25 protein-coding genes are annotated in these 22,181 nt (G+C 62.6%); 13 read left to right on the top strand and 12 right to left on the bottom strand.

The features are described 5' to 3' along the window. Nucleotides 1–63 precede the first annotated feature (63 nt). On the top strand, nt 64–735 hold the full coding sequence (locus IE166_RS12275; RefSeq protein ID WP_189504231.1) for a TetR/AcrR family transcriptional regulator: 672 nt from the start codon (nt 64–66) through the stop codon (nt 733–735). 47 nt (nt 736–782) lie between these two features. Here the strand turns inward: IE166_RS12275 and IE166_RS12270 are convergent, their stop codons facing one another. After that, the gene (locus tag IE166_RS12270; RefSeq protein WP_189504229.1) at nt 783–2,969 is read right to left on the bottom strand and encodes an esterase-like activity of phytase family protein; all 2,187 of its coding nucleotides are present in this window, start codon (nt 2,967–2,969) and stop codon (nt 783–785) included. A gap of 150 nt (nt 2,970–3,119) precedes the next feature. On the opposite strand from IE166_RS12270, the gene IE166_RS12265 reads away from it, so the two are divergent. Continuing rightward, nucleotides 3,120–3,755 (top strand): nucleoside triphosphate hydrolase, encoded by a 636-nt coding sequence (locus IE166_RS12265; protein WP_189504227.1) that lies wholly within the window; start codon nt 3,120–3,122, stop codon nt 3,753–3,755. A gap of 3 nt (nt 3,756–3,758) precedes the next feature. Here the strand turns inward: IE166_RS12265 and IE166_RS12260 are convergent, their stop codons facing one another. From IE166_RS12260 to IE166_RS12250, 3 genes are all read right to left on the bottom strand, one after another. After that, entirely contained in the window at nt 3,759–4,769 is a 1,011-nt protein-coding gene (locus tag IE166_RS12260) for a YihY/virulence factor BrkB family protein (protein ID WP_189504225.1), read from the bottom strand. A 73-nt stretch (nt 4,770–4,842) separates the two neighbouring features. Further along, the gene (locus tag IE166_RS12255; protein ID WP_189504222.1) at nt 4,843–5,574 is read right to left on the bottom strand and encodes a TIGR02117 family protein; all 732 of its coding nucleotides are present in this window, start codon (nt 5,572–5,574) and stop codon (nt 4,843–4,845) included. A 99-nt stretch (nt 5,575–5,673) separates the two neighbouring features. Beyond that, a complete protein-coding gene (locus IE166_RS12250; protein ID WP_189504220.1) occupies nt 5,674–6,030 on the bottom strand; it encodes a GFA family protein in 357 nt (118 codons plus the stop codon). A 120-nt stretch (nt 6,031–6,150) separates the two neighbouring features. Here IE166_RS12250 and IE166_RS12245 point away from each other — a divergent pair, with 120 nt between their 5' ends. The 6 genes from IE166_RS12245 (at nt 6,151) to IE166_RS12220 (ending at nt 9,779) form a co-directional block, all read left to right on the top strand. Further along, nucleotides 6,151–6,621 carry a hypothetical protein gene (locus tag IE166_RS12245; protein ID WP_189504218.1) on the top strand — a complete coding sequence of 157 codons (471 nt, stop codon included), beginning with the start codon at nt 6,151–6,153 and terminating at the stop codon, nt 6,619–6,621. Nucleotides 6,622–6,834: 213 nt separating this feature from the next. After that, complete coding sequence (locus tag IE166_RS12240) at nt 6,835–7,089, top strand: acyl carrier protein (RefSeq protein WP_189504216.1); 255 nt, start codon at nt 6,835–6,837, stop codon at nt 7,087–7,089. 8 nt (nt 7,090–7,097) lie between these two features. Then, on the top strand, nt 7,098–8,309 hold the full coding sequence (locus IE166_RS12235) for a beta-ketoacyl-[acyl-carrier-protein] synthase family protein (protein WP_189504214.1): 1,212 nt from the start codon (nt 7,098–7,100) through the stop codon (nt 8,307–8,309). 67 nt (nt 8,310–8,376) lie between these two features. Continuing rightward, nucleotides 8,377–9,081 (top strand): glutathione S-transferase N-terminal domain-containing protein, encoded by a 705-nt coding sequence (locus IE166_RS12230; RefSeq protein WP_189504213.1) that lies wholly within the window; start codon nt 8,377–8,379, stop codon nt 9,079–9,081. Nucleotides 9,082–9,147: 66 nt separating this feature from the next. Next, a complete protein-coding gene (locus tag IE166_RS12225) occupies nt 9,148–9,381 on the top strand; it encodes an AbrB/MazE/SpoVT family DNA-binding domain-containing protein (protein WP_189504210.1) in 234 nt (77 codons plus the stop codon). Continuing rightward, on the top strand, nt 9,378–9,779 hold the full coding sequence (locus IE166_RS12220; RefSeq protein WP_189504208.1) for a type II toxin-antitoxin system VapC family toxin: 402 nt from the start codon (nt 9,378–9,380) through the stop codon (nt 9,777–9,779). The genes IE166_RS12225 and IE166_RS12220 overlap by 4 nt, the downstream gene beginning before the upstream one ends. A gap of 9 nt (nt 9,780–9,788) precedes the next feature. Here IE166_RS12220 and pncB read toward each other — a convergent pair whose 3' ends face one another. Next, nucleotides 9,789–11,096: a nicotinate phosphoribosyltransferase gene (pncB, locus tag IE166_RS12215; RefSeq protein WP_189504207.1), complete on the bottom strand. Its 1,308-nt coding sequence runs from the start codon at nt 11,094–11,096 to the stop codon at nt 9,789–9,791. A 92-nt stretch (nt 11,097–11,188) separates the two neighbouring features. Next, nucleotides 11,189–11,788 (bottom strand): bifunctional nicotinamidase/pyrazinamidase, encoded by a 600-nt coding sequence (gene pncA / locus IE166_RS12210; protein WP_189504205.1) that lies wholly within the window; start codon nt 11,786–11,788, stop codon nt 11,189–11,191. Between the two features lie 282 nt (nt 11,789–12,070). On the opposite strand from pncA, the gene IE166_RS12205 reads away from it, so the two are divergent. Then, complete coding sequence (locus IE166_RS12205) at nt 12,071–12,892, top strand: ferredoxin--NADP reductase (RefSeq protein WP_189504203.1); 822 nt, start codon at nt 12,071–12,073, stop codon at nt 12,890–12,892. Between the two features lie 18 nt (nt 12,893–12,910). Here the strand turns inward: IE166_RS12205 and IE166_RS12200 are convergent, their stop codons facing one another. From IE166_RS12200 to IE166_RS12175, 6 genes are all read right to left on the bottom strand, one after another. Continuing rightward, the gene (locus IE166_RS12200; protein ID WP_189504202.1) at nt 12,911–13,795 is read right to left on the bottom strand and encodes an alpha/beta hydrolase; all 885 of its coding nucleotides are present in this window, start codon (nt 13,793–13,795) and stop codon (nt 12,911–12,913) included. Between the two features lie 133 nt (nt 13,796–13,928). Then, nucleotides 13,929–14,921 carry an energy transducer TonB family protein gene (locus IE166_RS12195; protein ID WP_189504200.1) on the bottom strand — a complete coding sequence of 331 codons (993 nt, stop codon included), beginning with the start codon at nt 14,919–14,921 and terminating at the stop codon, nt 13,929–13,931. After that, entirely contained in the window at nt 14,918–15,397 is a 480-nt protein-coding gene (gene exbD / locus IE166_RS12190) for a TonB system transport protein ExbD (protein WP_189504198.1), read from the bottom strand. The genes IE166_RS12195 and exbD overlap by 4 nt, the downstream gene beginning before the upstream one ends. A gap of 11 nt (nt 15,398–15,408) precedes the next feature. Further along, nucleotides 15,409–16,401 carry a tonB-system energizer ExbB gene (gene exbB / locus IE166_RS12185; RefSeq protein ID WP_385966160.1) on the bottom strand — a complete coding sequence of 331 codons (993 nt, stop codon included), beginning with the start codon at nt 16,399–16,401 and terminating at the stop codon, nt 15,409–15,411. A gap of 152 nt (nt 16,402–16,553) precedes the next feature. After that, a complete protein-coding gene (locus IE166_RS12180; protein WP_189504194.1) occupies nt 16,554–17,720 on the bottom strand; it encodes an Mrp/NBP35 family ATP-binding protein in 1,167 nt (388 codons plus the stop codon). Nucleotides 17,721–17,817: 97 nt separating this feature from the next. Continuing rightward, the gene (locus IE166_RS12175; protein WP_189504192.1) at nt 17,818–18,393 is read right to left on the bottom strand and encodes an NADPH-dependent FMN reductase; all 576 of its coding nucleotides are present in this window, start codon (nt 18,391–18,393) and stop codon (nt 17,818–17,820) included. Nucleotides 18,394–18,555: 162 nt separating this feature from the next. Here IE166_RS12175 and IE166_RS12170 point away from each other — a divergent pair, with 162 nt between their 5' ends. The 4 genes from IE166_RS12170 to IE166_RS12155 all read left to right on the top strand — a co-directional run bounded on the left by IE166_RS12170 (nt 18,556) and on the right by IE166_RS12155 (nt 22,100). Beyond that, nucleotides 18,556–19,029, top strand: coding sequence for a VOC family protein (locus IE166_RS12170; RefSeq protein WP_189504190.1), 474 nt, complete (start codon nt 18,556–18,558; stop codon nt 19,027–19,029). A 52-nt stretch (nt 19,030–19,081) separates the two neighbouring features. Continuing rightward, nucleotides 19,082–19,975, top strand: a complete 894-nt coding sequence (locus tag IE166_RS12165) for a LysR family transcriptional regulator (protein ID WP_189504188.1) — start codon at nt 19,082–19,084, stop codon at nt 19,973–19,975. A gap of 98 nt (nt 19,976–20,073) precedes the next feature. Then, nucleotides 20,074–20,547, top strand: coding sequence for a formate dehydrogenase subunit gamma (locus IE166_RS12160; protein WP_189505901.1), 474 nt, complete (start codon nt 20,074–20,076; stop codon nt 20,545–20,547). Continuing rightward, nucleotides 20,544–22,100 carry a formate dehydrogenase beta subunit gene (locus tag IE166_RS12155; RefSeq protein WP_189504186.1) on the top strand — a complete coding sequence of 519 codons (1,557 nt, stop codon included), beginning with the start codon at nt 20,544–20,546 and terminating at the stop codon, nt 22,098–22,100. The genes IE166_RS12160 and IE166_RS12155 overlap by 4 nt, the downstream gene beginning before the upstream one ends. The last annotated feature ends 81 nt before the right edge of the window (nt 22,101–22,181 follow it).

Below are 22,181 nucleotides of genomic sequence, written 5' to 3'. Positions count from 1 at the left end.
ACAAACAAACGTTCATGCAAGAAGAACTCGCACCGCCGGACTATCTCGGCTAATTCGTTTGAAATGACCTCGCTTCCGCAGAAAACGACCCGCATCGCCGCCAAGGCAAAGGACGGCAAACGTGCGCCGCGCGACAGCCGGGGTGAGAAGGCGGCTGAGGACGATGCCAGCACCGGCGCCCGTCGCCGCCAGATCATGCAGGAAGCCGCACGCCTGTTCGGCACGCGCGGCTTCGAGGCGACCACGATCCGCGATATCGCGTCGGCCACCGGCATTCTCGGCGGCTCGATCTATTATCACTTTGCGTCCAAGGAAGACATCTTCGTGGCCGTGCATGGCGCGGGCATGGAGAAGATCACGCAGGCCGTTCTCGATGCAATTGAGGGCGTCGATGATCCCTGGAACCGGCTGGAAGCGGCGGCCGTGGCGCATTGCACCGACTTGCTCGACTCCTCGGAAGTGCCGGTGATCGTGTCGCCTTACTATTCGGAATCGCTGAAGGGCTTGCGGGAAACGCTGGTGGCGCAACGCGATCGTTATGAGACGGTGATCGCCGGCTTGGTGGAAGCGCTGGACCTGCCGTCTGAGATCGACCGCAGCCTGTTTCGCCTGAACTTTCTGGGCGCCTTGAACTGGATGCCAACCTGGTATCGCGCCGACTCCAGACTGTCGCCGGCCGAGATCGGGCGCCAGATGGTGCTGAGCCTGCGGCCCCGTAAGCAAGACCTTACCTAAAGAGCAGCGTCGGGCCGCGTTGCAGCAGCCCGACGCCGGTGTTCTGTTTAGAGCTTGCCGAGACGCAGGAACTGCGTTTCGCCAGAAGAATCGTCCACGCCGTCATTGTCGGTGACGGCAAAGGCCTCGCCATCGGCGTCGATCGTGAAGCCTTCGATCTTGTCGAGCACATAACCCTTCGGAGCCTGCAGCTCGGCTAAGAAGTCGTGCAACTCGATCTTCTTGACCAGCGGCAGGTCTTGGCCGAGCGGAGCCGGCTTCATGTCGGCAAGGGCGACCGAATAGAGCTTCTTCAGCTTGGCGGCGGCACCGAGCAGGTTGTCGCGCTCGATCAGGATGACGCGGTCGCCAACAGCGGTGATCTCGGACAGGCCGACCCAGCCGGCGCCCTTCGGATCGAGCTTGTAGCGCACCGCGCCCCATTCCTTCGATGCCGGCTTGTAGGCGAACAGCTTGACCTCGTCTTCGGCATCACCCTTCCACGGCCGCTGCTGCGCTAGCCAGATCAGCTGATCGTCGCCTTCGCCGGTGACGGTCACGCCTTCGAAGCCCGATGATGTGGCGGTTGCGGCGACATCGGCCGGAAGCTCGATTTCCTGGGTGATCGTGCCCTTGGCATCGACATGAAGCAGCAGGTTCTTGCGCTCCTTGGTGTTGCCTTCGGAGGCCAGCCAGAAGCCCCCTTCCTTCGCGATCGCGACGCCTTCAAGGTCGAGATCGGCGGCCGGCTTGTTGTCACGTGTCACGGTGAGTTCAGCCGTGATGCGCGCCGGCTTTTGGGCAGCGTCGATCGTCAGGATGCGCGGGGCGGTGCCGTAAGCGCTGTCGGTCACGGCATAAAGCTGGCCGGGCTTCGTCGCGTCGGCAGCGAGGCCAGACAAGGCGCCCCAGGCAATCGGCAGGCCGTTTGCGCCCTTTTCGGAGCGGATGGTCGGGTAAGCGGGCGCCGGGCGATCGGCGCGTTCGTAGATCACGACCTGACCGCCGATGCCGCCTTCTTCGGTGACGTCGGTTTCGGTCGCGGCCACGAACAGGTTGCGCTGGGGGATCGCCAGCAGGCCTTCCGGCCCGATGCCGCCCGGCAGCACCTGGAGGCGTTCCGGCGTGTTGCCGTTGTCGCGATAAACCGCGATCACCGATGCGCGCTCGGAGCCGACGAAGAGCAGCTCGTCCTCGCCGTATTTGCCGACAGCGACGCCTTCGATCTCGATGCCCTTCTTGTTGCGCTTTTCCGGGTAATGGCCGAGCGATACGAGTTCATGCTCGAGCGTGTTGCCAGCATCGAAGGCAACAGTGCCGTCATGGTTGAAGATGGTGAAGCCGCGGGTACCGCCCTTCCAGTCGCCTTCATTGGCGGTGAGCAGGCGGTCATTGCCGATCCAGGCGATGCCGTCTGGTTCGCGCGGCACATCCTTCATCGAGCCGGACAGGTCGATGACGCCGTCCTTCTTGGTGTCGATCTGGTCGAGGCTGACGGTGCCGGCATCGAAATGGCTCAACAACTTGCCGGTGTTGCCGTCGATGATGAGAACCGCATTGTTTTCCTGCAGGGTCAGCGCGATCTCGCCCTTGTCGTTGATATCGACGAATTCCGGCTCCGGATCTTCCGGGACAACGATACCGTCGAGACCGGTCAGGCTGATGTCGTTTATCGCGGCGCAATCGAGCGCATCGCCGAGCTTCACCGTCACAAGGCTGCCGGCTGGCAGCTGCGGCAGGGCGCCGTCATTGGTTTCTTCGTTGCGCTGGTTTTCCATGGCGATCGCCAGGAACTCGCCCTTGGCGGAGGCTGCAACCGAATCCGGCTGGCCCGGCAGTTCGCATTCCTTGGACGCTGTCTTGGTGGCGATGTCGACGGCCACCAGCTTGCCGGCGGGCTTGGTGAAGTCTTCCGTCTGGTCGACGGCGACATAGGCCGTGCCGCCGACGATCTTGACCGAAGTCGGCTCGCCACCCACGGCAACCGTGCCCATCGGCTTGGGATTGGCGGGATGGGTCAGGTCGATGATGCCGACCTGCTTGCCGGGCGCATCGGTATAAACCAGCGTCATGCCGTCTTCGCTGGCCGAGATGATCTCGGCAACCGCTTCCTTCACGCCCTTGCCGCCCTCGGGCAGGTTGTCGCGCACCATCATGGTGGCAATACGGTCGAAGAAGGGCTCGGCGCCGGCCGAAAGGCTGGTGGCAAGGAGCAGCGAGGCTGCGAGCGGTGCGAGAATGGTTTTGCGCGGCATGAGGAAACCCCGAGGATAAGACAATGGGGCCTCATAAGAGGCTTGTCATGACGCGCGGATGACAGAGCTACCAAACGGCCGGACTATGCCCCATCTTGCTTTCGCTGCCCCGCTTCTTCTTAATCGAGGGGTCTCGGAGGAGAAACAGCCATGTCGGAACGCGGCGCCATCGCATCGCAGATCTTTCGCCGGGCGCATGGACGCAAACGGTTCATCGCAGCCATTGCCGGGCCACCCGGTTCGGGCAAGTCGACGCTGGCAGCCGAACTGGTGACGCTGCTGCCCCCCGGTGAAGCGGTGGTCGTGCCGATGGACGGTTTCCATTACGACGATACGGTGTTGGAAAAACGCGGTCTGCGATCGCGCAAGGGCGCACCGGAAACCTTCGACTTCGGCGGCTTTCAGGCTCTGTTGAGACGCATCCGCGCCCACGACGAGCCAGAGATCGCCATCCCCGTTTTCGATCGCTCGATAGAATTGTCACGCGCTGGCGCTGACATCATCAACGCCGACACGCGCTTCATTCTGGTTGAAGGCAATTATTTGCTGCTCGACGAAGAACCGTGGTCGGCCCTAGGCACGCTGTTCGACTTCACGATGATGCTGGATGTGCCGGTGGATGTGCTGGAAGCTCGTCTTGTCGAACGGTGGCACATCCACGGCAAGTCCGATGCAGAGGGGCTGGCCTGGATCGCATCGAATGATCGGCCGAACATCGACCGGGTGCTTGCGCGAAAGCGTCCTGCCGATCTGGTCGTAAGGACGCTCGTTGAGGTGTTGCGCTGAGGATCAGCTTGCCGGCTTTTCGTCCGACGCGACGCCGACGGAGTCGGCCATCACGGCGCCGCGTGTGCCCATCGGCTTGGGAGCGCCGGTCGTGGTGTCCACTACCGTCTGATGCTCCATTTCTCCGTTGATCTCGGCGCCGACGATGAGGATGATGCAGGAAATCCAGGTCCAGGTCATGAAGCCGATCACCGCGCCAAGCGTGCCGTAGGTCGCATTATAGTCGGCGAAGTTTTCGAGATACCAGGAGAACAGGGCGGACGTGATGAGCCACACGACCGTGGCGATGCCTGCACCCCAGGTCAGCCAATGAAGCTTGGCCGGCTGGCGATCAGGGCCGTAGCGATAGATCAGCGTGATGCCGGTGCCGATCAGCAGGAAAATCACCGGCCAGCGCAAAACCTTGACGATCGTTTCCGTCCAGCTGTCGATATGCAGGAAGGCCAGAACCGCGGGCACGACACCAACCATCGTGATCATCGAAATGCCGATAATGATCGCGCCGAGCGTGAACAAGAAGGAGATGAGGTTGAGCCTGAAGAACGACCGCGTTTCATTCTGGCGGTAAGCCACGTTCATGGCGTCGAACAAGGCTTTCACGCCGTTGTTGGCGCTCCAAAGCGCGATCAACAGACCGAAGATGAAGCTGAGTGACAGCGAGCTTGCTTCCTGCGTGGTCAGAGACTGCAACTGCGTCTTGATCATGTCGATCGAGCCTTGCGGCAGCATGCCGCCGAGATAGGCGACCTGATCGGCCACCGTGCGCGGATCGGCCACGAAGCCATAAACCGACACGAAGGCGGCAAGCGCGGGAAACAGCGCCAGAAGCAGATAGAACGTCGCGCCGGCTGCGATCAGCAGAATTCTATCTTCCATGACGGAAGCATAGATGCGCCAGCCAATATCCATCCAGCCCTTGGCCGGAATCTGCAGCGGCGTTTCAGCGTTGCGCCCGCGCCCCGGTTCGGACGCCCGTTCTTCGAATTTGGCCGCCGCCGTCCCTGTACCCGCCATACTCGTCCGCTGCCCCGCCTTGATTGTTGCTGCATCGCAAACGTGGCAGCGGCGAAACGAGTTCCCAGATTGTTTAAAATGAGGCGGGATTGTGCGGCAGCTTTAGCGCCTCGGTCAGGGCTTCGCTTGTATTGTCGGGGTTGAAGAGCCTGAGCGACAGCGCCAGACTTTGCGGCAGCGGGTTCCACAGACCGGTTTTCAAACCGGCCATCCGTAACGCTTCCGCCGTCCAGGTGTTGCACCCGAACAGCGCGTTGAAGGAGCCGTTGGCCTCGAAGAAGCGGTCGAACTCGCCATAACTGCCGACGGCTTTGACCTTGCCGTCGGTGCGGGCAAAACTGGCATCGATGAATTCCAGCAGATAGCGCAGCTCTTCGTTGTCGATGGTGAGTGGCGTGACCCAGTCTTGCGTTTCATCGATGGCGCCGGCCAGATCGACATGCATCACCGATTGGTCGACGGTCAGCGCGCGCAGCACCGGCATGGGTTTGAGGTCGGCCCAGGTAGGTGTTTCCAGGTAAAACGAGCGCCCGCCCCACCCGAAGATCAGCCACTGCGCATCAGGATGCTGCAGGAGAACACCGGCTTCCTCCAGGAAGCCGAATTGGGCGATCAGATACGGATCGAGCTTGATGGCGATGTCGGTATGAATCGGATTGGACAGAACCAGGATGCGCTGCGGCGTGGGCTCGATGCGGTTGCTGAGTGGTTCAGTGGCAAAAGGCACGGGAATGAACGTGCCCACGGCTCCCGCGATCACGAACAGCAGGATCAGCCCCAGCAGGCCAGCAAGCAGCTTCTTCAAGAACCGACCTCATGACCCGTCATCAGGCTGCCGTTGCAACACAAGAATGGCGCCGCCAAGGCAGCGCCTCACCATCAGGGACCGCCAAAAAAGCAACGGTCAGAAGCTGCGGCCATCCACCTGTTTGGGATGCAGCGTATGAACGTCGATCCCATCGAGGCAGCGCACATTGATGGCAGCCATTTGGCGGCCATCAGGACCTGTGCCGATGGCGAAGGACTGCACGCCGCAGGTCTTGCAGAACCGGTGCCGGATCCGGTGCTGGTTGAACTGGTACTCGCCAAGAGCGTCTTCGCCCGATTGCAGCTGGAACTCTTCAACGGGTGAAAAGGACAAGATCAACCCGAGCCGGCCGCAGCGTGAACAGTTGCAACTGATCGCCTGATCGAGATCGACCGTCGTTTCGTAACGTACGGCGCCGCACTGGCAGCCGCCTCCAAACACTTGTTTTGCCATAGCACCCTCCCACTTAAGGCCCCGAGGTCTCGTGATGGACCTCCCTCGCAACCAACCCACCTGGTCGTCGTTGGGGATATTCAGCCCTTATAGCACGACCCAAGAACTAGGTCCCATCCCATGGTGCGCCACGCCCAGATACTGGCTTCAACAGCCGCCCTTCTTGCGCTCCTGAATACGGAGGCCGCCGTGGCGCAAGGGTTGGAAAGCCCTGAAACGATCGAGGCCATCGTGGGTACGCCCGTGCGTGAGGAAGAAACGCAGGCGGCCGCCGATCCCGGCAAGGTCATTGCCGCGATCGACAAATCCGCCGACAACATTTCGACCGTCCGCAAGACGACGACGCTGGATCAGGTCGAGATCGTGTTTCTGGCTGACAGCGCATCAACGGAAGGCGGACCGCCCGACGCTATCCAGGCAAAGCTGACGGAGCGCGATGCGGATATCCAGCGTCTGCGGCAGGAAATCGAGGGCAGCGCGATGCTGTATCACGCCCTAAACTCGCGGCAGGTCCTCCTGCGCGATGTCGTGGCGGTGGAGTTCAGCGACAGCAAGGCCGTCATCTACGCTGCCGCCAAGCCTGCGCAATAAAATACCGGGATTATGGTTGTTGCTGGTAACGCTTTGCCTCAGCTTTAGGAAAAGGGTAAGCGCTGCGCATGCCGGGGACCGGATTGCACGGTTGCGTTGCAGCCTGCACGTCTCCTATACCGGTGAACAAGCGGCACAAACGATCTTCGAAGCCGCATCATGAACCGGCGCTGCGGTTTACGCGAGCGCGGTCAAACGGGTGGATGGGCTTCAATGGCTGACGCGCTTGCCAACGACATCATTGCGAAGATCGAGCGCCATGGCGAGCTTGAACCTGGCAGCGTCACGCCCGAAAGCGAGTTGACCTCGCTCGGCATCCATTCTCTGGAACTGACGGAAATCATCTTCGATATCGAGGACGAATACGGCATCCATGTCGAGATGAACACGGCCGAAGCCTGGAACAACCTGCGCAATGTCGGCGACATCGTCGTTGCCGTGCGCAAGCTCGTTGAAGCGAAAGCCTGATCAATCCCATGGCAAGACCGCGTATCGTCATTACCGGCATCGGCGGCATTTGTGCGCTCGGCAACGATGTCGATGCGATCTGGTCTTCCATGAAAGCCGGCAGGTCCGGCATCGGCCAGCTGGAAAACGTCGATACGTCGGCGCTGCAGGTCAAGGTCGGCGCCGAAATCAAGGCGATGCCCGATCACGGCCTGGATCGGCGCAGATTGATCACCATGGATCGCTTCAGCCTTCTGGCGGTGCTTGCGGCAAAACAGGCTTTCGCCCAAGCGGGCCTGGTGATCGATGAAGGCAACACGCGTCGCGTCGGGGCAGCGGTTGGCGTCGGGGTCTTCGGCGCCGAGACGGCCGATGAGAACTACGATGCGGTTCTCGTCCAGAAGAAGCCGCGCACCAACATCTTCACCGTGCCGCGCATTATGCCCGGCGCGCCGGCCGGCCAGGTCTCCATGGAACTGGGTCTGCGCGGCCCGGTGTTCGGTGTGACGTCGGCCTGTTCTTCTTCGAACCATGCTTTCGCCTCGGCGCTTGACCAGCTTCTGCTTGGCCGCGCCGATGTGATGCTTGCGGGCGGCACCGACGCGCCACTGTCTTTCGGCGTTCTAAAATCCTGGGAAGCGCTCAGGGTCCTGTCGCCGGATGTCTGCCGTCCCTTTTCCGCCGACCGCCAGGGCCTGGTGATCGGCGAGGGCGCTGGCATGGTGGTTCTGGAAACGGAGGACCATGCCAAAGCGCGCGGTGCGACCATCCTTGCCGAATTGGCGGGCGTCGGCCTGTCTGCCGATGCGTCCGACATCGTGGCGCCGACGGTGGATGGTCCGGCAGCGGCGATGGCCGCTTGCTTGCGCGATGCCGGCCTTTCGCCTGAAGACGTCGACTATCTCAACGCGCATGGCACCGGCACATCAGCCAACGACCAGATCGAAACGCAGGCCATCAAGCGCGTGTTCGGCGACGCGGCGGGCGCCTTGTCTATTTCCTCGACCAAGTCCATGCACGGCCATGCGCTGGGCGCTTCGGGCGCGCTCGAGATGATCGCCTGCGTCATGGCGATCCGCCACAGTATCGTGCCGCCGACCATTGGCTATCGCGAAGCCGATCCGGCCTGCGATCTCGATGTCACGCCCAACGTCGCCAAAGAGCGCCCTGTTCGCGCCGCCCTGTCGAACGCCTTTGCCTTTGGCGGCACCAACGCCGTGATCGCACTCAAGGCGGTTTGAGCCCCACTGTGAAAAGCCATCGGTGAGTCCTATGTCGGTAACGTTGCCGATCTCATAGGATTACCCAATGACCGATCTTTCTCACTTTCCCATTGCCAAGCGCTGGCCAGCCCAGCATCCCGACCGTATCCAGCTTTATTCGTTTCCAACGCCGAACGGCGTAAAGGCTTCCATCGCGCTCGAAGAACTCGGCTTGCCTTACGAGGCGCACAAGGTCGACATCACCAAAAACGAGACTTGGGGGCCGGAGTTTCTCGCGCTCAACCCCAACGGTAAGATCCCGGCGATCATCGATCCGAACGGTCCGGGCGGAAAGCCGCTCGGCTTGTTCGAGTCCGGGGCGATCCTGACTTATCTCGCCGAAAAGACCGGCAAGCTTCTGCCCGCTGATCCCGCGCTGCGCTACGAGACGCTGCAATGGACCTTCTTCCAGATCGGCCATATCGGACCCATGTTCGGCCAGTTCGGTTACTTCTTCGCCCATGCCGGCAAGGCGATCGAAGACAAGCGGCCGATGGAGCGCTACCGCGACGAAACCAAGCGCCTGCTCGGCGTGCTGGAACAGCGCCTTGAGGGTCGCCAGTGGATCATGGGCGACGAGTATACGATCGCCGACATCGCCATCTTCCCGTGGGTGCGCGGCTTGACCGTGTTCTACAAGGCCGGCGACGAACTCGGCTTCGGGGCGTTCCGCGATGTGCAGGACTGGGTGTCGCGCGCTGAAGAACGGCCGGCCAGTCAGAAGGGCCTGAACATCCCCGCGCGGGACTGACTTACAGCGCAAGGCTAGCGATGATTGGTGTTCCGCATTACCTTGATGCGGAACACGGAGGCCGCGATGTCGGAGATTGTAAGAGAAGACGGACTGGTGCGCCTGCCCGAAGCCGTGCGCGAGCAGCTTGGGATCACGCCGGGCATGGCGGTGGATTTCGAGACGGACGCCGGCGGCAAGGTTGTGGTGGTGAAGTCTGACGGTTTGCCTAGGGAAAGCCGTTTTGCCCGATGGCGCGGCACGGCAACAGCTGGCCTCAGCACGGATGAGATCATGGCCATGACGCGCGGTGAGGAATGAGCGATACGCTGGTAGACACCAACGTCTTGCTCGACCTGGTAACGGACAGTCCACAATTTGAATGGTCCAATCGTCAGTTGGACGAAGCGATTTTGCGCGGTCGCCCGGTCATCAACGATGTCATCTATGCAGAGCTTTCGGTCGGCTATCGTGAGATCGGCGAGATCGACGAATTTCTTCGCGAGACCGGAATAGACATCGTCGCTATTTCCAAGCCAGCCCTTTTCCTCGCCGGCAAGGCATTCCAGACCTATCGCAAACGCGGTGGCACGCGCACGGGTGTTCTGCCGGACTTCTTCATCGGCGCGCATGCCCAGGTGGAAGGCCTTCCGCTGCTGACGCGCGATCCCCGGCACTACCGAACCTATTTTCCGGATGTCGAGCTGATCGCGCCGTAAGCGAACAGCTCACACCTTTACCGCCTTCGCCGCGTGGTCTTCCGTGCCGAACAGCTTGATATAGCGTGCGATCTCGCTTGGCTCGCCCGTGGCCTTGTTGGGGTTATCGGAAAGCTTCACGGCTGGTCGGCCATTGGCTTCCGTGACCTTGCACACCAGCGAAATCGGGTCGAGGCGGTCGCTGTCGACGGGCAGACAGCCTTCGAAATCGTTGGTGAGGTTGGTGCCCCAGCCGAAGGACATGCGCACGCGGCCTTCGAAGTGCTTGTAGGTGTCGATGATCGTGTCGACATCGAGCCCGTCGGAAAAGATCAGCAGCTTTTCGCGCGGATCGCGGCCATGTTCTTTCCACCAGGTCAGGATCTTTTCGCCGCCTTCGATCGGCGGGGCGCTGTCGGGGCGGAAGCCGGTCCAGTCGGCGACCCAGTCCGGCGCGTTGCGCAGGAAGGCGGCGGTGCCATAGGCATCGGGAAGCACGATCAGCAGGTTGCCGCCGTAGAGCGTGTTCCAGTCCTGTAGGACCTTGTAGGGCGCAGCCTTCAACGCTTCGTCGCTGGTGGTCAGCGCGGACGCGACCATCGGCAATTCATGCGCATTGGTGCCAAGCGCTTCGAGATCGGTATCCATGGCGAGCAGCACGTTGGAGGTGCCGGTAAACGCCTCGCCGATGCCTTCCTTCAACGCTTCCACGCACCAACGCTGCCACAAAAACGAGTGCCGGCGACGCGTGCCGAAGTCGGAAATGCGTAAGTCCGGCAGAGTGCGCAGGCGCTCCACCTTGTCCCAGGTCTTGGCCTTGGCGCGCGCATAAAGCACGTCGAGCGCAAAGGGCCCCATGGCCTTCAGTGCGGCGCGCGAGCGCAACTCGTTGATGATGGCGAGTGCGGGGATCTCCCACAGCGTCGTCTCCTTCCACTTGCCGTGGAAGGTCAGCTCGTATTGACCGTCGCTGGAGCGCGCCAGCTCGTAGTCCGGCAGCTGGAAGTCGGCGAGCCAAGCGATGAAGTCCGGCTGGAAGATCTGCTTGCGGCCGTAAAAGGTGTTACCCGCGAGCCAGATCAGCTCCTTTTTCGACAAAGTGCGGGTGCGCGCATGGTCGAGCTGTTCGCGCAGCTCGCCTTCGTCGATCACCTCGGCCAGCCGCACTTTCTTGGTGCGGTTGATCAGGGAGAAGGTGGCGTCGACATCCGGGTACAGCGCCCAGATCATCTGCAGCATGAGGAGCTTGTAGAAATCCGTGTCGAGCAGACTGCGGATGATGGGGTCGACTTTCCAGGTGTGGTTATAGACCCGTCGCGCGATGTCTGTTCGTGCCATGACGGTTTCGTCTCCCCGCAGTTGCGGGCTTTGTTTAAGCTTCTCGATAACAAAAGAAAAGCAAGCCGGGCGAGCCGGAAGCCGCTTTTGGTTTAGGCCAGCACGACGCCGGCGCCGCGCATTTCGTCCATCATGAAGGCCATGGAGCCGCTGAGATCGATGCCGCGGCAAGCGTCCAGACGAACTCGGACGGCAAAGCCTTGTTTCACCGCGTCGATCGCCGAATAAGCGACGCAGAAATCCGTCGCCAGACCGCATAAAGTGAGAGTGGTAAGCCCGCGCTCGCGAAGATAGCCGGCAAGACCGGTCGGCGTCGTATGATCGTTCTCGAAGAAGGCAGAGTAGCTGTCGACGGAGGCGCGAAAACCCTTGCGGATCACGAGTTCGGCGTTGGTCCAGTCGAGGTCGGCATGGAAGCCGGCCCCTTCGCTGCCCTGGATGCAATGATCCGGCCACAGCGTTTGCGGACCGTAGGGCATCTGGATCGTGTCGTAGGGTGCTTTGTCCTCGTGCGATGAGGCGAAGGAGGAATGGTCGGCCGGGTGCCAGTCCTGCGTCAGCACGACATGATCGGCCTCCGTAATCAGCGTGTTGACCAACGGCACGATGGCGTCGCCGTCTTGAACCGCCAGCGCGCCGCCGGGGCAGAAGTCGTTTTGCAGGTCGATGACGATCAGGGCCTCGGATGTCATGACGATACTCCTCAGTTGCGCATGCAAGGTGGACAACCCCTGCGGTAAGCGCAAGGCGGCGAGTTGTTTATTCCACGGGGCAGGGGTGCGCGGATCAGCGTTCTTTCAAAGCATGGATACGCGGAACAATCCTTTACCTTGCCGCTCACATTTAGCACGGCAGACCGGGCGCAAACCTTGCTCGCCGGGGTATCTTGGTTTAATCACCCCGCAGGCAAAGAGGCGGCTTTTCCGGTCGCCGTTCCGCGCAGTGCGCGACCCGACCAGCAACTGGATGGATGCATGCAGAACGCAGCCCTGGCGCTCGACGCCACGACCACGGCTTTCCCGATTCCCGCGAATGTTTATGCAGAGCGCGTCACGTCGGTCACCCACTATACGGACAGCCTGTTCTCGTTCCGCATGACGCGGCCGACCACGTTCCGCTTCCGCTCAGGCGAGTTTGCGATGATCGGTCTGCCCAATGCCGCGAAGCCGATCTTCCGCGCTTATTCGGTCGCCAGCCCTGCCTGGGACGAAGAGCTGGAATTTTATTCGATCAAGGTGCCTGATGGCCCACTGACCCAGCATCTCCAGAAGATCCAGCCGGGCGACACGGTGTTGCTGCGTCAGAAGTCGACGGGAACGCTGGTTCTCGATGCGCTCAGCCCGGCCAAGCGTCTCTACATGATCGCCACTGGAACCGGCTTCGCACCGTTCGCCAGCCTGCTGCGCGATCCTGAAACCTACGAGAAGTTCGAAGAGGTCATCGTCACCAATACCTGCCGCGACGTGGCCGATCTGCGTTATGGCAATGAACTGGTTTCCGGCGTGCGCGAAGATCCGCTGATCGGCGAGCTGGTGGAGGGGCGCGTGCATTATTACGCCACCACGACGCGCGAAACCTCGCCGCGCATGGGCCGCATCACCAAGCTGCTCACCGAGGGTACGATCTTCACAGATCTCGGTCTCCCGCCGCTCGACCGCGCAACGGACCGCATCATGATCTGCGGCTCGATGGCGATGTTGAACGACGTCAAGGACATCGCGGAAGCAGCCGGCTTCGTGGAAGGCGCCAACAACGCGCCAGCCGATTTCGTCGTGGAACGCGCTTTCGTTGGCTGATCGAGCCGACGCTTGAGCCTACAGCCCTCGGAAGAAAGCCACGACGTCGTCCAACGCCGGTGCCTTGCCGCGTAGGGGCCGGCTCAGCGCCAGCACCAATCCGGCATGGCCGAGATCGGGATAGATCTTGGTTTCGACCTGGTGGCCATGGTCGCGAAGAACCTTGGCCAACTGTTCGGTGTTGCGTGGGCGCACGGTCGTGTCGTCCGCACCGGTGGCGAGGAAGGCAGGCGGCGCGTAAGTGCCGCTGGTGATCCGATTGACCGGCTGGCTCAAGCGCAGTTCGGATGGCTTGAGATGACCGAACGCCGCGACGCTGGCGTCGGCATCGAGCGGCACGAAGTCATACGGGCCAGCAAGCCCAGCGAACCCCTTCACCACACGTGGCGACACGCCTGCCGCCTGGAGGAAGTCTGGCGCAAAGGCGACCATGGCGGCATTATAGGCGCCGGCGGAATGGCCGACCAAAAAGATGCGTTCCGGATCGCCGCCGAAGCGCGCGGCATTGCGATGCGCCCAGGCTACGACCGACGCCGTGTCTTGAACAAAATCCGGATAGGGATGCTCAGGCACCAGCCGGTAATCGCCGATCACCGTGACATAGCCTTGTGCGGCAAAGGCCCGACCGGCAAAGGAATAGTTGCTGCGCGAGCCGTTGTCCCATGAGCCGCCGTAAACAAACACCACCACATCGCGCTTGGTGTTGGCGGGTTCATCACTCGGCGCATAAACATCGAGCTTCTGGCGCGCATCGCCGCCATAAGCGACATCGGACGCAGCCAGGGTCGAGCCGCTATCCTTGAGAAGCACCGCATTGAGCACGCCCAGCGAAGAACAGCCGGACAGGCCGAGCATAGCGGGCATGAGCAGGAACAGCAGTTTGGCGCGCGACAGCAGGGACATGACAGCTCCGGATTGAACGGCGAGAAGAAGTGCCGCTCTTTTCCATCCGGGTGAAACCGCGCTTCAGCGCTTAGCAACGACAAACAGCGCGGCAAAGTTGCGCGCGCTGTTGCCTATCAACCAAGACGTTGCGTCAGCGATCCTTGAGAACCGGGATCGTCACGCTCTGGCTGCCGCTGGGCGGTGGTGGGGCGGAAATGCCGCGCACGGCGCCCACCACGGCGGCATCGATCTCGGGATTGCCGGAGGATCGTGCCACGCGGACATTGCTGACCGCGCCGGATCCGCCCACCGAAAACGAGATCACCACCGTCCCGGTGCCGCGGATGCGCCGGATGGCGCGCTGGGCCGAGCGCTGCACGAGCCGGCCGACCTGAGAGTTCCAGCGGGCCGGCGAAACTTGCGGCGCGGAGGACGCACGCTGTTCCGTTGAAGCTTGGCTGCGCGGCTGCGGCCGGGCTTCCTGCGTGACGCGACGCGGCGGTTCTTCGCGGCGCGGCCGTTCGCGAACAGGCTCGCGCACTGGCTGACGGCGAACAGGACGCTCACGCACCGGTTCTTCGCGTGGCTCAGGACGGGTAACCGGCAATGGCACTTCGGAGTCAGGCAGCGCGACGGTCGGCTCTTCGATGACTTCCTGCGTCACCACATCCGGTTCGACCGGCTCGGGCTCAACCTGTTCCGGCTCGATTTCTTCCGGTTCGACTTGTTCGGGCTCGATCGGCGTCGGCTCGGGTTCAACCGGCGTGACATCCTCGGCAACAGTTTCTTCCGGTGGCGTTTCTTCCGTGACGGGCGTCTGCTCTTCCTGCGGCACGACTTCCTGCGCGTCCGGCTCGGTCGCCTCGACGGGTTCTTCGGCGGCCGCCATTTCGGTCGGCTCTTCTTCGGTCAGGGGTTCGCTTTCCACCGATTCCGGCGTGGATTCCAGCATCGGCGTGAGGTCGACCATCATGGCCTCCTCGGCGGCTTCCGGCTGCTGCTGTACTTCCAGAGCACGCGACAGATACCAGCCGCCGCCGGCGTGAACCGCCAGCACGATGAGGGCAGCCGATCCCCACATGGCAAGCTCGCGCTTGGCCGGTGGACCGCCCAGACCGAAATTGATGTCGTCGGCAGAACTCATTGCGCGGCCGGGGCGGTTCCTGCTGCGGAGGAGGGTCCGGATGCAGCACCCGCCGAAGGCGCGCCTTCGAGGCCGACCAGAGCGACCTTCAGATAGCCGGACGAGCGCAGGAGGTTCATGACCTCCATGACCTGGCCGTAATCCACGGCACGGTCGGCGCGCAGATAAACGCGCGTTTCCTTGTTGCCGCTGGTCAGGCGATCGATCGACGGGCCGAAGCTGTCGCGCTGAACAGGGTCGTTGCCGACGGCCAGCGTCAAATCACGCTTGAGCGTCAGGAACAGTGGTTCGTCCGGACGCGGCGTGGGCGAGGCCGTTGAGCCCGGCAGGTCGACATTGATGTCGACGGTGGCGAGCGGCGCCGCCACCATGAAGATGATCAGGAGAACCAGCATCACGTCGATAAACGGCGTGACGTTGATTTCATGATTTTCCTGAAGGTCGTCGCCGCCGCCTTCGCGAATGCCGCCAGCCATGGCTCAGTCCTTTATTCTGCAGCGGCCCGCAGGGGCAGCGCGCGGAAATCGAGATCGCGGCTCACCAGGCGTTCAACGCCGGCAGCGGCATCGGCCAGCACCTGGCGATAGCCGGTGATGGAGCGGGCGAACACGTTGTAGATCACCACGGCGGGAATAGCCGCCACGAGGCCGATGGCGGTGGCGAGCAGCGCTTCGGCGATACCCGGCGCCACGATGGCGAGATTGGTGGTCTGCGATTCACTGATCGAGATGAACGAATTCATGATGCCCCAGACCGTGCCGAACAGGCCGACGAAGGGCGCGGTGGAGCCGATGGTGGCGAGCACGCCAGTGCCGCGCGACATGCGCCGGCCGGCCTGCGCTTCGAGGCGTCCAAGGGTGGAAGCAACGCGCTCCTTCAGGCCCTCGCCATGGTTGACGCCGGCAGCATCGGACGACACCGAAACTTCCTGGCGCGCGGCATGGACGAAGGCGGAAGCCGGGCCCTTGCCTTCCGGCAGGGCGTTGGCTGCATCGCTCAGCGTACGGGCGCTGCGAATGGCCTTTACGGCCTTTTGGGCCCGCACGCGTGCGCCGGCGAGTTCGAGCGACTTGGCGATCCAGACCGTCCACGTGACGAGCGAAGCAAAGGCCAGACCGACCATAACCGCCTTCACGACGATGTCGGCCGCCATGAACATGCCCCAGGGCGACAGGTTGTGCGGGATGGTGCGGGCCGCATCGGGTGCTTCGGCACCAGTGGCATTCGACGAAGCGTTCACCGGAGCGAGCGGGACGGCGTTTTCTTCAGCGGATCTAGGTGCGGGGCTTGCAACCGGTGCAGCTGGTGCGGCAGCGGATGGAGCCGGAGCCGGAGCCGGAGCTGGTGCCGGAGCTGCCGGTGCAGGCGTCGAAGGCGCGTCCTGCGTCGGAGCCGGGGATGCCGGTTGGCTCGGCGCAGCCGGCGCGGGCTGTGCAGCCTCCTGAGCGAAACCAATCGGCGTGGTGGCGCAAAGAGCCAACCCAACAAACGAAAGAAGAACGAACCTGCGCAACCGAACCCCCGGATATCCAAGGTCAAAAACCAACAACTGCGGCTCACTAACGCAGAGTCGCGCAAATCGCGACTCCTTTGTTGAGCTAAGTTGTCATATTTTTAACGGTGACAAGCCGGTTATTCGAACACGATCGCGGGAGCGGCCCCCTGAGCGGCCGTGCTGGCTTCCATCTGCTGCAGCACCTTGGCGGCGATGGCGCGGTAGGCTTCCGCTTGGGGGCCCGTCGGTTCGGCAACCGTGATCGGCGTGCCGGCATCCGACAATTCGCGGATCGCCATCACCAGCGGCACTTCGCCGAGGAAGGGTACGCCGAGACGGTTGGCTTCCCGCTGCGCGCCCCCATGGCCGAAGATGTCGTAGCGCGTGCCGGTGTCCGGGGCCACGAAGTAGCTCATATTCTCGATGATGCCGAGCAGCGGCACGTCGACCTTCTTGAACATGTTCAAGCCCTTGCGCGCGTCGATCAGCGCCAAGTCCTGCGGGGTCGAGACGATCACGGCGCCGGCCAGCGGCACCTGCTGCGCCATGGTCAGCTGCGCGTCGCCGGTGCCGGGCGGCATGTCGACCACGAGCACGTCGAGCTCGCCCCACGCGACTTCACGCAGCATCTGGGTCAGCGCCGACATCACCATCGGCCCACGCCAGATCATCGGCGTTTCTTCTTCCACCAGGAAGCCGATCGACATGACCTTGAGGCCGTGCCCTTCCAGCGGCTTCATCGTGCGGCCATCCACCGTTTCCGGCTTGCCGGACAGACCGAGCAGGCGCGGCATGGAGGGGCCGTAGATATCGGCATCGAGCACGCCGACCTTGAGGCCGAGCGCCTGAAGCCCGAGCGCGAGGTTGACGGCAGTGGTGGACTTGCCGACGCCGCCCTTGCCGGACGCCACCGCGATGATCGAGCGAATGCCGGGCACATCGCGCCGGCCCGGCTGCTGGCCGGAAGGCGCATGGTGGCGGGCTGGCGCGGCGGGTTGGGGCCGAGCCGGTGCGGTGGGACGCGGCGGGGGCGGCGCGTTTTCCATGCCGCCGCCCTTCTTTTCAGCCGTGAGAACAACCACGGCGGAGGCAACACCGGGAATGGTTTTCACCGCGCGCTCGGCTGCGGTGCGCAGGGGCTCGAGCTCTTTGGCGCGGGCGGCCGGAACGGTGATCGAGAAGAACACCTTGGAATCGGCGATGAATATCTCGGAAACGAGACCGAGCGAAACGAGGTCGCCTTCGAAGTCCGGACCTTTGACGGTGCGGAGCACATCGATGACCTGCTGCTCTGTAACGGACATGACTGGCTGCCTTGCTGAGGAGGTAAGCGGGTGGGCCTGTTTACCCGAGATAAGGCAGATCGCGCCCGACGCAAACCGTCGGGCGCGATAAACGCTGCTACGAAAGCGCGCGGCGCATTGCCTGAAGGCCCTCGGCCCAGATCGCCAGCTCGTCCAGCATCGGCTTGACGCCCTGCGCGATCGGATCGGTCGGGCGGAACACGCCGTCCTCACCGATCATCGTGCCGAACAGCGGCACGGGCAGGGCCTGCGGGATCGGCATCATGTTGAGCGTCGCCAGCAGCGGCCGCAGCGCTTCGGTCGCGCGCAACCCACCGGAAATGCCGCCGTAGGACACGACAGCCGCTGGCTTACGACCCCATTCCAGAACAAGATAATCGAGCGCGTTGATCAGCGAGGACGGCGGGTAATAGTTGTATTCCGGCGTTACGAACACATAGGCGTCGGCCGGCTCGATCGCCGCGCTCCACTTCTTGGTGTGGTCGTGGCTGTAGTCGCGCATGCGCGGGTGCTTCGGCTCGTCGAACACCGGCAGGTTGAAATCAGCGAGATCGAGCAGTTCGACCTCGAACTTGCCATGCTCGCGGGCCGCTCCCTCGAACCATTGCGCAACCTTCGGCCCGAGCCGGGAGGGACGCGTGCTGCCGATGATGATCTTGAGCTTCAATGCCATGGGAGTTCCTTGGTCAGGCTTGGGCTTGGTCGGGCGCTTGAACCTCCGAGGTAATCCCTGCCTTTCCGCACGGCAAGCGGTAAGCTCGCCGTTGCGCGCGCAGGATGTCGGAAAAGCCGGACACAGATCGTCCTCGTGCAGCAAACAATAAAGGAGGAGACCATGCAGAAGCTTTCAACCTATCTCTGGTTCAATGATCAGGCCGAGGAAGCCGCCAACTTCTATGTCGCTACGTTCCGCAATGCGAGAATGGGCGAGATCATGTACGCACCGGGCGGCGGCGAGCCGCATACGATCGAAGGGCAAGTGCTCACGATCGGTTTCGAGATCGAGGGTCACCCGTTCTACATCCTCAACGGCGGCAATACGCAATACCCGCTCAACCCCAGCGTCTCCTTCATGATCCTGTGCGACGATCAGGAAGAGATCGACGAATACTGGTCGAAGATTTTGGCCCATGGCGGCGAGACGATGGCTTGCGGCTGGATCCAGGACAAATATGGCGTTGCATGGCAGATAACGCCGCGTGTGTTGATCGAACTGTTGACGGGGCCCGATCGCGAACGGGCGGCGCGGGTGATGGCGGCGATGCAGCAGATGATCAAGCTGGACATTGCCGCGCTGGAAGCGGCCTGAATCGTCGCGGCTCGCGCTGGCTTGATCCCGTTTGAGCCGCTAGGGTCCGGGCATGATCGACAAGCTCGAATTCTTTATCACGCTGGCGCGGCACCAGCATTTCGGCCGGGCGGCGGAAGAAGCGGGCGTGACGCAGCCCACGCTGTCGGCGGCGATCAAGCAGCTGGAAGAACAGCTCGGCGTCAGCCTTGTGCAGCGCGGCTCGCGCTTCCAGGGCCTGACGCCGGAAGGCGAGCGCGTGCTGGACTGGGCGCGCCGCATCGTAGGTGACGCCCGCACCATGCGCGAGGAAATGCGCGCGGCCAGGCGCGGCCTGTCCGGTCATCTCCGCATTTCGGCGATTCCTACGGCGCTCGCCATGGTGGCGCGGCTGACGACGCCGTTTCGCGAGCGCCATCCCCACGTCACCTTTTCCATCCTGTCGCGCACTTCAGTCGAGGTGCTGGCCGATCTCGACCATCTCGAAGCCGATGCCGGCCTGACTTATGTCGACAACGAGCCGCTTGGCCGCGTCACCACCCTGCCGCTGTATTCTGAGCGCTATCAGCTCATCACCGCCTTCAACACGATGTTTGCCGATCGCGACAGCGTCAGCTGGGCCGAGGTCGCGACCCTGCCGCTCTGCCTGATGACGCCGGAAATGCAGAACCGCCGGATCATCAATAAGCATCTGACGGAAGCGGGCGTCGAGCCGTCGGCGACGATGGAATCCAACTCCACCATCGCGCTTCTGTCCCATGTGCTGACCGGCAAATGGGCGTCGGTGATGCCGTTCGATCTGGCCCTGCTCGGCCTGTCATCGACGCTGCGCGCCATTCCGATCACCGAGCCGGATGTCAGCCACCGCATCGGTCTGGTGGTGCCGAAGCGCGAACCGCACACACCGCTCGTTGCCGCGTTGTTGCAGGAAGCGCGGCTTCTGGCTGCGGAATTGCCGATCATCTGATAGAATTGTTCTATCGCGTAACGGGAGCGGCTTATTGAATAAAGCCGGCTGATCTGTTTCTTCGCGGTAAAACGGATCCAGGGAGGGCCCTGCACATGATGCAGGCGGCAGGTACCGAGACAAGGCAGCGCGTGGCCGATGTGGTCGACGCTTTCAAGGGCCAGGACGGCGCGCTGCTGCTTATCCTTCACGGCATTCAGGACGAGTTCGGCTATGTGCCGGACGAGACGGTGCCGGTGGTCGCCGATGCGCTGAACCTGTCGCGCGCCGATGTCCACGGCGTCATCACCTTCTATCATGACTACCGCAAACACCCGGCCGGTCGGCATGTCCTGAAAATCTGCCGCGCCGAAGCCTGTCAGGCGATGGGCGGCGAGGCGATGGTTGAGCGCGCCATGGAACTTCTCGGGCTGAACTTCCACGAAACATCATCAGACAATGCCGTGACGCTGGAGCCGGTTTTTTGCCTCGGTCTCTGCGCCTGCGCGCCGGCCGCGATGCTGGACGGACAGCTGATCGGCAGGCTGGATGAAGACAAGCTTCGCGAGATCGTGACGGAGGTGCGTGCATGACAATCCGCGTCTACGTTCCCCGCGACTCCTTTGCCCTGGCATTGGGCGCCGACAAGGTAGCGAAGGCCATCCGTGACACGGCTGCCGCGCAAAGTCTTGATGTTGTCATCGTCCGCAACGGCTCACGCGGCATGGTCTGGCTGGAGCCGATGGTTGAGGTGGAAACGCCGGCCGGCCGCGTCGCCTATGGGCCTGTCGCGGCGAAGGACGTCGACTCGCTCTTTGCCGCCGGTTTCCTCCAAGGCGGCGATCATCCGCTTGCCCTCGGCGATCCCGAGCAGATCCCCTTCCTTAAACGTCAGCAGCGGCTGACCTTTGCGCGCTGCGGCATCATCGATCCTCTGTCGCTGGAAGACTATGAAGCGCATGGTGGGCTGGCAGGCTTGCGCAACTCGCTTGCCATGACACCGCTCGACATCGTCAAGCAGGTCACCGAGTCCGGCCTGCGCGGACGCGGCGGCGCCGGTTTCCCGACCGGTATCAAGTGGCAAACCGTGCATGATGCCAAGGCCGCCAACAAATACATCGTCTGCAATGGCGACGAGGGCGATAGCGGTACGTTCGCGGATCGCATGATTCTCGAAGGCGATCCTTTCGTGCTGATCGAAGGCATGATCATCGCCGGCATCGCGACCGGCGCAACGCATGGCTATGTCTATATCCGCTCCGAATATCCCGAAGCCATCAAGGTTCTCAACGAAGCGATCTTGATCGCCCGCAAGGCCGGCCTGCTCGGCTGGAACGTGCTGGGTTCGCCTAACATGTTCGACATGGAAGTGCGCGTCGGCGCCGGCGCTTATGTCTGCGGCGAGGAAACGGCGCTGTTGAACAGCCTCGAAGGTAAGCGCGGCGTGGTGCGCGCCAAGCCGCCGCTGCCTGCCATCCAGGGCCTGTTCGGTAAGCCCACTGTCATCAACAACCTGATCTCGCTGGCGTCGGTCCCGATTATCCTCGACAAAGGCGGTGCCTTCTACCGCGACTTCGGCATGGGCCGGTCGCGCGGCACGATCCCCATCCAGATTGCCGGCAATGTCCGCTACGGCGGGCTGTTCGAAGCCGCTTTCGGTCTGACGCTGGGCGAGATCGTCAACGACATCGCGGGCGGCACTGCGACCGGCCGGCCGATCAAGGCAGTACAGGTGGGAGGCCCGCTCGGCGCTTATTTCCCGCAGGGCCTGTTCGACACGCAATTCGACTATGAAGCCTTTGCGGCCAAGGGCGGGCTGATCGGCCATGCCGGCATCGTGGTGTTCGACGACACCGCCGACATGCTGAACCAGGCGCGCTTTGCCATGGAATTCTGCGCGGTTGAAAGCTGCGGCAAGTGCACCCCCTGCCGCATCGGCTCGACCCGGGGCGTGGAGGTTCTCGATAAAGTGCGCGCGGGTATCGAGCCTGAAAGGAACCTCGCGCTGGTTGAAGACCTTTGCAACACGATGAAGTTCGGTTCGCTTTGCGCACTGGGCGGCTTCACGCCCTATCCGGTGATGAGCGCGCTGACCCATTTTCCGGAAGACTTTGCGCCGGCACCGATGCGGGAGGCAGCGGAATGAGCAGAGCTGCCATTACGATTTCGGGTGCGCATACGCTTCGGGAACTGGAACGTGCTGCCAGTCTAGGGCCTTATCAGCTTG

The sequence above is a fragment of the Tianweitania populi genome, from assembly GCF_014652875.1.
GTDB lineage: Bacteria > Pseudomonadota > Alphaproteobacteria > Rhizobiales > Rhizobiaceae > Tianweitania > Tianweitania populi.
This window is presented reverse-complemented; position numbering and strand designations above follow the sequence as displayed.

Coding starts and splice junctions, on each gene's coding strand:
- IE166_RS12240 (WP_189504216.1), top strand. CDS start 6,835: ATGGCTGACGCGCTTGCCAACGACATCATTGCGAAGATCGAGCGCCAT.
- pncA (WP_189504205.1), bottom strand. CDS start 11,788: ATGACATCCGAGGCCCTGATCGTCATCGACCTGCAAAACGACTTCTGC.
- IE166_RS12235 (WP_189504214.1), top strand. CDS start 7,098: ATGGCAAGACCGCGTATCGTCATTACCGGCATCGGCGGCATTTGTGCG.
- IE166_RS12250 (WP_189504220.1), bottom strand. CDS start 6,030: ATGGCAAAACAAGTGTTTGGAGGCGGCTGCCAGTGCGGCGCCGTACGT.
- IE166_RS12180 (WP_189504194.1), bottom strand. CDS start 17,720: ATGTCCGTTACAGAGCAGCAGGTCATCGATGTGCTCCGCACCGTCAAA.
- IE166_RS12195 (WP_189504200.1), bottom strand. CDS start 14,921: ATGAGTTCTGCCGACGACATCAATTTCGGTCTGGGCGGTCCACCGGCC.
- IE166_RS12275 (WP_189504231.1), top strand. CDS start 64: ATGACCTCGCTTCCGCAGAAAACGACCCGCATCGCCGCCAAGGCAAAG.
- IE166_RS12205 (WP_189504203.1), top strand. CDS start 12,071: ATGCAGAACGCAGCCCTGGCGCTCGACGCCACGACCACGGCTTTCCCG.
- IE166_RS12265 (WP_189504227.1), top strand. CDS start 3,120: ATGTCGGAACGCGGCGCCATCGCATCGCAGATCTTTCGCCGGGCGCAT.
- IE166_RS12220 (WP_189504208.1), top strand. CDS start 9,378: ATGAGCGATACGCTGGTAGACACCAACGTCTTGCTCGACCTGGTAACG.
- IE166_RS12200 (WP_189504202.1), bottom strand. CDS start 13,795: ATGTCCCTGCTGTCGCGCGCCAAACTGCTGTTCCTGCTCATGCCCGCT.
- IE166_RS12155 (WP_189504186.1), top strand. CDS start 20,544: ATGACAATCCGCGTCTACGTTCCCCGCGACTCCTTTGCCCTGGCATTG.
- IE166_RS12245 (WP_189504218.1), top strand. CDS start 6,151: ATGGTGCGCCACGCCCAGATACTGGCTTCAACAGCCGCCCTTCTTGCG.
- IE166_RS12225 (WP_189504210.1), top strand. CDS start 9,148: ATGTCGGAGATTGTAAGAGAAGACGGACTGGTGCGCCTGCCCGAAGCC.
- pncB (WP_189504207.1), bottom strand. CDS start 11,096: ATGGCACGAACAGACATCGCGCGACGGGTCTATAACCACACCTGGAAA.
- IE166_RS12165 (WP_189504188.1), top strand. CDS start 19,082: ATGATCGACAAGCTCGAATTCTTTATCACGCTGGCGCGGCACCAGCAT.
- IE166_RS12160 (WP_189505901.1), top strand. CDS start 20,074: ATGCAGGCGGCAGGTACCGAGACAAGGCAGCGCGTGGCCGATGTGGTC.
- IE166_RS12270 (WP_189504229.1), bottom strand. CDS start 2,969: ATGCCGCGCAAAACCATTCTCGCACCGCTCGCAGCCTCGCTGCTCCTT.
- IE166_RS12175 (WP_189504192.1), bottom strand. CDS start 18,393: ATGGCATTGAAGCTCAAGATCATCATCGGCAGCACGCGTCCCTCCCGG.
- IE166_RS12170 (WP_189504190.1), top strand. CDS start 18,556: ATGCAGAAGCTTTCAACCTATCTCTGGTTCAATGATCAGGCCGAGGAA.
- exbD (WP_189504198.1), bottom strand. CDS start 15,397: ATGGCTGGCGGCATTCGCGAAGGCGGCGGCGACGACCTTCAGGAAAAT.
- IE166_RS12260 (WP_189504225.1), bottom strand. CDS start 4,769: ATGGCGGGTACAGGGACGGCGGCGGCCAAATTCGAAGAACGGGCGTCC.
- IE166_RS12230 (WP_189504213.1), top strand. CDS start 8,377: ATGACCGATCTTTCTCACTTTCCCATTGCCAAGCGCTGGCCAGCCCAG.